The organism is Streptomyces caeni (assembly GCF_042678285.1).
Lineage (GTDB): Bacteria > Actinomycetota > Actinomycetes > Streptomycetales > Streptomycetaceae > Streptomyces > Streptomyces caeni.
The window spans coordinates 110,196-118,277 of sequence record NZ_JBHUDX010000108.1; the positions used below are offsets into that span (position 1 = coordinate 110,196).

Annotated in this window: 6 protein-coding genes; 2 read left to right on the plus strand and 4 right to left on the minus strand. The window is 67.2% G+C overall.

The genetic code is table 11. From position 1 onward, the window contains the following. Positions 1–145: 145 nt before the first annotated feature. A complete protein-coding gene (locus tag ACFSL4_RS33390) occupies positions 146–775 on the plus strand; it encodes a hypothetical protein (protein ID WP_381091315.1) in 630 nt (209 codons plus the stop codon). 160 nt (positions 776–935) lie between these two features. Then, on the plus strand, positions 936–1,598 hold the full coding sequence (locus tag ACFSL4_RS33395; protein WP_381091317.1) for a hypothetical protein: 663 nt from the start codon (positions 936–938) through the stop codon (positions 1,596–1,598). Positions 1,599–2,243: 645 nt separating this feature from the next. Here the strand turns inward: ACFSL4_RS33395 and ACFSL4_RS33400 are convergent. From ACFSL4_RS33400 to ACFSL4_RS33415, 4 genes are all read right to left on the minus strand, one after another. Further along, the gene (locus ACFSL4_RS33400; protein WP_381091319.1) at positions 2,244–3,680 is read right to left on the minus strand and encodes a DUF6177 family protein; all 1,437 of its coding nucleotides are present in this window, start codon (positions 3,678–3,680) and stop codon (positions 2,244–2,246) included. 141 nt (positions 3,681–3,821) lie between these two features. After that, positions 3,822–4,688, minus strand: a complete 867-nt coding sequence (locus ACFSL4_RS33405; RefSeq protein ID WP_381091321.1) for an immunity 49 family protein — start codon at positions 4,686–4,688, stop codon at positions 3,822–3,824. Positions 4,689–4,703: 15 nt separating this feature from the next. After that, complete coding sequence (locus ACFSL4_RS33410) at positions 4,704–7,241, minus strand: hypothetical protein (protein WP_381091323.1); 2,538 nt, start codon at positions 7,239–7,241, stop codon at positions 4,704–4,706. Then, the gene (locus ACFSL4_RS33415; protein ID WP_381091324.1) at positions 7,238–7,696 is read right to left on the minus strand and encodes a DUF6507 family protein; all 459 of its coding nucleotides are present in this window, start codon (positions 7,694–7,696) and stop codon (positions 7,238–7,240) included. Before ACFSL4_RS33415 ends, ACFSL4_RS33410 begins: the two co-directional genes overlap by 4 nt. Positions 7,697–8,082: the final 386 nt, after the last annotated feature.

Below are 8,082 nucleotides of genomic sequence, written 5' to 3' on the forward strand. Positions count from 1 at the left end.
CCTGCTGCCGCTGTCTGACACCAGGCCGTAACCCGGGGCAGGGGCGGACGCGTACCGTGAGGGCGCGTCCGCCCTGCCCCTGTCCGAAAGGCGCGTTTCTTTGTCCTCGACGCTTTACCGCGTGCGTGAACCGTTTCCCGACGCTGTGAGCGCGCTGTCTCGGGCGCGCGCGATCATGCGCGACCTGGCCGAGTGGACCGCCCCTCCGTGGCCCCGAGTGAACGACATCACGACCGCGGAGCAATATGCGTACGCACTCGGCACCTTCGCCACCGCCCGGTTCGGTGCGGACCGCGAACCCCACGGCGTGCCGTTTCTGAACGAACTGCGGCGCCGCGGTGTCGTCACCCTCGATGCGGAGCAGTTGAAGTCCTACATCTCAGGCGAAGTGCGGCTCCGCCCCGACATGGTTGATCTCTGGCCCCTTCCCGAAGGAGTGAGCCTCGTTCTGGCCACGACCCCGCCCTTCGGAACCCCCGGCAGTGAGCCCGAGGACGTTGCCACCGAAGACGAACTGGACCGGATGGTCTCGGTGCTCGGGCCGCTGTCCCTGGACGTCAGATGGGACTGCGGCTGGCGCGGTCTGCCCGAGTTCAAGGACTGCAGTGTGCTGCTCTGCCTGAACAGCGTCTGGGTGCCGCAGCACGTCGAGCCGTCCCCGGGCGAGTTCGGTGTCTGGATCTCCCTCGGCCCCCGCGTCGCCTGGACGCCTGAGGGCCGAACCTGGGTGGGCGACTCCGGGCTCCCACTGGGCGAACCCCAGACGGGCTGGTGACCCGGACGTCCGGATCCTCCAGCGATCGAGCAGCGCTACTCCTACGGAACCGCCCGCCTCCGCTCGACATCAGGCGGCAATCCGAGACAGGAGCGGACGCGTCCGGTGACGGCGCGTCCGCCCCCGTCCCTGTCCCCGAAAGGCACGTTTCGTGGCCTCGATGCTTTATCCAGTACGCGAATCCTTTCCCGACGCCGCGAGTGCGCTGGCGCGGGCGCGGGCGATCATGCGCGATCTGGCTGACTGGTCCACCGCCCCTTGGCCCCAACTGGAACCGATCAGCACGGCTGAGCAGTACGCGTACGCCATCCGTTCCTTCGGCACCGCCCGCATGGCCGTGGACCGGGAACCTCGCATCTTCCCTTTCCTGGATGAACTGGTGCGCCGCGAGGCCATCACGTTCGACGCGGAGCAGCCGAGGTCCTGGCTGACGGCGAACCTGCGGCTCAGCCCTGGCCTGGCCGATCTCTGGCCGTTGCCCGAGGGCGTGATGCTCTCCCTGGACACGACCCTGCCCTTCGGCACCCCCGAGAGCGAAGCCGAGGACGTCGCCACCGAGGAGGAACTGGACCGGATGGTCTCCGTTCTCGGCCCGCTGAGTCTGGACGTCAGCTGGGACTGCGGCTGGCGCGGCCTGTCGGAGTCCAAGGACTGCGGCATGCAACTCGGTCTGAACACTGTCTGGGCGGAAGAGACCTCCGAACTGTCCCTCGGTGAGTTCCGCGTCTGGATCCGACTCGGCACCCGCGTCGCCTGGACACCCGAAGGCGAAGCCTGGCGTCGAAACTCGGGATTCGCGCTGGGCGAACCCCAGCAGGGGTGACCCGGACGCCCCGAGGCCCTTACGCCCCGGTGGAGGCGAGAGATACGCGCCACTCGCGCGGGGTGACGCCGTGGGCGGGGCGGAATACGCGGGCGAAGCAATGGGGGTCGGGTAGGCCGACCCGGCGATCGACTCAGCTACCGGCAGATCGGTGCCGGTCAGCAGTCGGCCCGCCTCGGTGAGCTCAGGGGTTCCCTCTGCGGGTCTACGGCGAAAGCGGCGGCAGTCTGTGCGACTTCGACTTCGGCAACAACGCTGACGAAGGCCATGTTGAGGGACATACCTTCGGCGTTCCCATGTCCTGGGTGCCTCCGGGGGCACCCACCTGCACAGAAACCCAGACCTGCCCCGGCCTGCGCAAATACGGGAAAGCTGAGGGACCAGCCAGGAGAACCTAACCGCCCCTCAGCTACCGAGTTGCCCCAAGAAGCACACTGACCTGCAGTTATACCGGGCAGGCGAGTGCCCCCCCGGCGAGGGACTCGGGGCATGGGGGCGGTCGGAACCGCCGTGCGGTGGAAGGCAGTTGGTGATCCAGGCCGTGGTCCGGCTGAGCCGGTAGATCGTTGGCGCACGGTTGCGGGTTGGCGGGACTGGGACGTGTACGCGGAATGCTGCTGGAGCGGTGCGTCCGTCGCCGCTGTGTCACCTGCGGCCGAGTGGCGGGCCGGGATTGCCGTCGACTGCCTGTTTCAGGTGCTGGGTGAGCTGTTGGAAGGTGGACCATGCCTCGGGGTCGGTTCCGTCTCCCAGGAGGTAGTGGAGAGCGGGGCGGGTCGGGGGACCGAGGCGTCTGGGAGTGGGGCCGGCGGGCGGGTGCTCGGCGTGGGTGAGGCCCAGGTTCTCGACTTCGTTGTGGCCGAGTGTGAACGCCAGGGGGATGGCGAGGGGTTCGAGGCTCGGGGGGATGGTCAGGTCGCGGCGGGCGGTGCGGAGTGAGGTGAGTAGGGAGACGAGGCCGTGCTCGGCTGCGAGGGCTGCGGCGAGGGGTTCGATCGTGTCCAGGGGTGGCTTTTCGTCGTGTCCGTAGCCGAGGGCGAGGGTGATGTCCTCTTCGACGCCCGCTTGTGTGCGCAGGATGCGGAGGGTGGCCAGGGCGGGGCGGTCGGGGTGGCCGACAGCGGTCAGCCAGGTCGGCTGGGGTGCGCGGGTGCGGGCGAACTCGGTCAGCCGGCGGGTGGACCAGGGGAGGCTGACCGGTTCGGCGGTGCTCCAGCCGGCGGGCGGGGCACCTGTGAGGTGCTGGAAGGCGGTTTCCAGGGCGTTGCCGAGGACGAGTTGCTCGTCGGCCGGGTGGCGGGTGCGCAGGGCGAGGAGGAGTTGGTGCTCCCGAGTCGGGGCGACGGCTGTGAAGGCGTCGGCGACCGCAGAGGCGCCGTTCTCGTCGTGGACGGGGGTGAACGTGCCGTTCTTCCAGTGGAGTTGGGCGCCGGACAGGCCGTCGTAGTAGCCGTGTTCGGGGTGTTGGACGACCCAGCGGTTGGGCAGGGCGCGTAGGGCGGTGCGGGTCGGCAGGGTCAGGCGGGCGGTCGGCGGGGTGACGATGTGCAGTGCGCGCTCGTTCTCGGCCGCGGCGCGGAGGGCGTCGGCGAGCCAGCTGGTCATGGTGACCAGGGGGCGGTCCTGGATGACGACGGCGGTGCTGGGGGTGAGGACGTCGACGGCGGGGACGGCGGTGGCGGGGACTGGGACGGCGGAGATGTCGGTGGTCAGGGGCACGATGTCGGTGGTGGCGGCTTCCGGTGGCCAGACGGTGCCGCCGAGTACGGTGGCCAGGCGGCCGGCGAAGGAGCCCGCGAGCCGGGCGGCTTCGGTGACGGCGGTGGAGGCCCGTGCCTCGGTCCACCACACCGGCCCGTCGGGGACGGGGCGGTCCAGCAGGCGGGTCACCTCGCCGGGGACGTGCACGGGTATCGGTGCCTCTACGGAGACGAGGGGGCGGCCGTCGGGGGCGCAGAGCTGGACGACGGCGCCGTCGGCCATGGTGCCGACGGCGAGGTCGGGGCCGCCGGCGTACAGACCTGCGAGGAGGGTGCGCAGATCCGGCATCGTGGGGGTGAGGGCGATGACGTCCTTGGTCACGAAGTCTCTTCCGGGGACCTGTTCTTTGACGAGGACGGTATTGACCAGCCTACGGTCCGGAGGCGCACCGACTCGGGGCGTCGGCTGCTGTAGTCCTGAACCGTCACCGGATCCGGTCACATGGCGCGCGTGAATCGTGGATCAGGTGTCGACCTCGCCCACCCATCCGAACTGCAGGAGTTCCTTGGGCAGATATTCGGACTCGACCTCGATCGGCAGGCCCGCGTCACGGGCCATGCAGGCGATGGCGAGAGGGCCGAGAGCGACCAGTCCTTCGCCACTGAGGGAACGGGTCTGGTTCGCGGTCCAGTACTCCTTGTGCCAGGTGACAGCATCGGCGAGCGCAGTGTTGAATTGCTCTGCTTCCTGGCGCTGATAGCGATGGAAGAGCTCGAGGGGTGGGTAGAGGATCTTCAACATCAGTTCCCTGCCCGCGATGCGCGCGGTTTCCGGATCGGTTCCGTTCATCGCGGTTACGAGCGTGTCCCACATGGCCAGCCGGCCGAACCAGGCGTGCTGCAGGGTCTCGACCCAGGCGTAGATGTATTCGTCGAACTCCACTCCGGACGCGCGGAGGAATGCGATGGGAACCTGGGCCAGACGGTTGAGGCGCTCGTTCTCCCTGCAGACTGCTGCCAGGTAGTAAGTGGTGAGCCAGTTGCCGGCGTGCAGGTACTCCTGGGGCCCTGTCGCAGGCAGCTGCTTCACTTCGCCGTCCACCCCGATACGGCACGGGACTGGCCCCGTGGTTGCCACACCAGCGTCGAACAGGGCACAGCCGACCTGCATGGCCGTGACCCACGCTTCCCACGTTGCGAACATTTCAGCCGTAGGGTCTGTCAGGCACCGCCACTTTGCCACGGTCAGTGTGTAGTCCAGGGCGTCGAAGCGGTCGAACTCCGATGTTTCGAGCTCATCAAGAACTTCCTTGGTGCTTTCGATGATCGGGGCCATGGCATCGACTGCGTTGTCCGTTCGGAATTCGTGGCGTGGAATGTGGGTGGCCACGGGCTGCTCCTCTGGCTAGAGCTTGAAATAGTCCATTATGGCACCAGCATAGGAGGAGTCGCTTGGCTTGACGGCCTTGACTCGCATGTAGTGCAATTTGCCTGCTTTCAACGCCTTGCGGAGGTCTGCTGCGATTTCGGCGTCCCGCCCGCCTCGGCGTGTCATCAGGCCAAGGATCGACCGGACATACGGCAGCGTACCTTGCTTGACTCTCATCCCCTGCGCGCCGCCGTCGTCGCCGACGTGCGGGTTCGCCGGGTCTTCGGGATCTGCGACGCCTTGGCGCCAGTCCAGGTCGCCTGATGGGGCCTTTGCCTCGACGATGAGACGTTCGTCGCCGCCGAGGTCGTAGACCTGGTCGAACATGTCCGCGCCGTTGGGTGTCTTCGGGAGCGTGATCTCCTGGGCTGTCGGGAATTCGTTCTCTACCACATGAAGTGCGGCAGCCTTTTCACCCAGCGTCTCGGAGATCTTGCTGTTGTTGGGTACGTCGCCGAGTTGACGGTCATACGCCTTCTGCGCTTCCTCGAGAGTCGCGCGAGACTCGGGGGAAGGAGTCTTCTCGAATGCCTTTTCCGCGTTGGTGAGTTCCAGGGCTGCCTTACGATCCGCTGTCACCTTGTCGAGTTCTGGGAGATTACCGTCAGGAACTGTATCTCGCCCCAGTGGTTTTGAGCCGAACGTGGTCTCCGATGGTCCGCTCGGCATATCGTACTTGGCGATCCACTTACCGTGCGGGTCCTTCTTCAGAATAGGTAGTTCAATGCCGTCTACCTTGGTGCTCTTGCTCAAGCGGTGACCGCGATTGTCGTAGTATTTCTTGCGCCATTCTGGATCGTTGGCCTTCCTGACGAGCTCGTCCTGAATGCGTTTGCGTTCCTCGGGGGTCAGCTCCCGGTCCGAGCCATGCACATCTCCGTGCGCCTGGTGGTCGCCGGAGGACGTGGTCGTGTCGTCGACGTGCCGTCCGTGATTCTCGCCTGTGCCGCCGTCCGAGCCGCTGGAATGGTGTGACGCTTCAGCCGTCCCGCCACCGTGCGGTCTCTCCTGAGCGACGCTGCCCCCGGAGTCGTGGCCCGCCCCGCCGTTATGTGTGCCAGCTCCCTGCGAGGCGTGTGCTCGACCCTCGTTCCCAGTGTGTCCGGCAGGACTGCCGAAACCCCCGTCAGGGTGTGCTGATGCTTGTGGAGGGTGCGGCCCGCCGCCCACACCTGCAAGCTTCCGCTCATGTGCCGGCGCCTGGTCCGCCCCGGCCCTCGCAGTGACGGATCGTTCCTGCTTCGGCGTGTCGGAGATGATGTGGCCCTGCTTGTCGTAGGCGACGAATTCGCCGTCGCGGATGACGACTTTGGAGCCGTCGTCGAGTTCGATCACGCTGTGGAGGCGTCCCGCGCCGGTCGTCGCATCGAGGCCGGTGAAGATCTTGGAGGTGACGTCGGAGAGTTTCGGCAGGGTGTTGATCGCTTTGCCGGTCGCCTTGAGGCCGGCGGAGACGGGGTCGATGAACTCGCCGACCTTGGCTGCGACGGACGCGCCCTTGGCCAGGGCGCCGGCCTCGCTGCCTTTCGCGGCGATGGCGAGGGGGCCGGCGCCGAGGGTGAGGACGTTGAAGACGACGGTGGCCGAGGCGCGCGCCGGGTTCTCGTCCCATTTGTCCCAGGCGACGAGGCTTTTGGCGAACTCCTTGGCCGCCTTCTTGGAGCGGATTTCGTCGGCGCTCTCCTTGTCGGGGCCGAAGGCCCAGTCCATGAAGGCGTCGTAGGGCGTGATGGTGTACAGGCCGATGCCGGTGACGACGTCCTTCAGGCCGCTCCATGCCTGCCCTGCCGCTTGGGAGCCGTGCCCGCCGAAGAGGGTGTAGAGGCCGTCCAGGCCGCCCTCGATGTTGTCCTTGACCAGGCCGTCCCAGACGAAGCTCTTGGCCCCGTGCCCGAACCAGTCGAGGCTCCATGTCTCGTAGGTCTGTTCCTCCGGGGTGCCCCAGGGCAGTTCCTTGGCGTGTTCGAGGGTGTTGAGGCCGTAGCCGTACATCACCGTCTTCTTGTCGACGGTGTGGCTGCCGTCGTCCGTGACGAACTTCGGCCCGCCCACGATCGAGGAGATCTTGGATGCGGCGCGGCGTTCGGCGTCCTGGAAGGCGGACTGCGTGGAGGTGACGCCGTCGAGGAGTTCCTGGTGCCGGTGGACCTTGTCCTCGTCCTGGGTCCAGTCGTCGTGGCCCTCGATACCGGCCACGAAGTCGAGTGCGTCCGCCTTGAGTCGGGCCAGCCGATTGGCGAGGGGGCGGGCTTCGGCGGAGTACGTGTCGAGCGCGTCGGCCACCGTCTCCAGCTTGGTGGCGAAGCCGTCGGCGTTGTCCATGACCGGCTGCGTGGTGGCGAAGAGTTTGTCCGCCTCGGGTGCGGTGTAGTAGGCCTCCAGCATCTGGAAGCGGGAGTGGACGTCCATGCCGCGGTTGCGGATGCCGATGGCGTTTGTGCGCAGTGCGGAGACGTCCTTGTCGAGCTCGCTGAAGTCGCCTGTGAACTGGGGTATGCCGGACGGGTCGATCACTTCTCCCCGGCCCCCTTGCCCTTGCCCGAGCCGGTGTTGCCGCACTGGCCCGGCAGGTCGATCTTCGGCGTGGCGAGCGCCTTGTGTTCGGCGGTGGCGGCCATGTGCAGGTCCCCGGCGACGTAGCAGGCCGTGGCCTCGCGCGCACCGTTGACCGAGTTCGCCGCACGGGCGCCGAGGAACAGCAAGTCCGGGGCGGTCTTGTCCACGAACAGCGCCAGCGCCGCGCCGACGGGTCCGGTCGGGGCGAGCCCGCAGTACGGCCCGCTGATCGTGCCGGCCGAACAAGCCGCGCTCTCCACGTTCTTGCCGTACGCCTTGACGTCCTTGGCCAGGTCATCCATCGCGTCCTCGACGAGCGAGGTCACGAACTGCACGCCGGACGATGAGATGTCCCACCCCGTCACACTGAACCCCCGATGAAACAACGCGTAACTGCCGTGAATGCTCTCCATGCCACCATGAAGTCAAGCCGCCGCTCCGCGCAGTGGACCCGGCCTGGGTGAGCGTCGGCTGGGCGGTGCCGTCGTCCGGCTCCATCGCGGTGCGAACCCGCTGGTGCCTTGCGAACTTCGCCGAGCCGAAGGTGCTTTTGTCGAGTTCCGAGTTGGGTAGTGGCCCCTCGTGTCGAACTTCTTCACCCGCCCACCCCCATGCGCGCGTCGTGCGGGGTTCCTCGATCGCCTCTGGGCCCCCGAGTCACACAGACCTCACCGCAACTCGAACATTCTCTCGTGTCGCGAGTTGCAGGCGCAACGCGACAAGCGGTGAGGTGGCGTGATCTAGGTCCTGTCTGGAGTTCGGATCAGGAGTTTGGTAGATCGCCTGCGCGCGGGGGCTT